Here is a 515-nt window from a genome sequence, read left to right as displayed (position 1 = left end):
CCTCTGGTTACTCCAGATGAAAATACCCTCAAAACAAAAGCACTTTAATCTGGATAAGCCTCTGAAGAATTCCGTAGGATTGGTGGGTCTGGGTGGACTTGAACCACCGACCTCACCCTTATCAGGGGTGCGATCTAACCAACTGATCTACAGACCCATTTTTACTTCGATTTTTTATTTTACTCTGCACGTACTTGCTCATTTAGTCACATACGAATGTATGCTTCTACTTTTGCTGCTCCTGCACTTCGATTAAAACAAAAAACCTTGCAAAAATGCTTCGATGCACTTTGCTTTTTTGACTTGCGACTTAGCATCGCGTTTATTGAGAGGCTCTACAACAACATCTCATTTACATCAACAACAATATCGTGATCGAATATCTTTTCCGCCTCTTCTCAGCTGCGGTTGGATTCTTCATTATCTCGAAAACAAACTGTGTGGGCACTTTAAATCTTTAGTGCTCTTAATTTAAGGAGGTGATCCAGCCGCAGGTTCCCCTACGGCTACCTTGT

The 515-nt window shown here is 41.9% G+C and carries 1 tRNA gene; it reads right to left on the bottom strand.

The annotated features are described in order from the left end of the window. Positions 1 to 80: 80 nt before the first annotated feature. Positions 81 to 157 (bottom strand) — tRNA-Ile (locus tag A8O27_RS18280). Between the last annotated feature and the right edge of the window lie 358 nt (positions 158 to 515).

This window comes from Legionella bozemanae (assembly GCF_001648595.1).
Classification (GTDB): domain Bacteria; phylum Pseudomonadota; class Gammaproteobacteria; order Legionellales; family Legionellaceae; genus Legionella; species Legionella bozemanae.
Note: the sequence above shows the minus strand (reverse complement) of the source record. Positions and strands in the feature narration are given on the sequence as shown.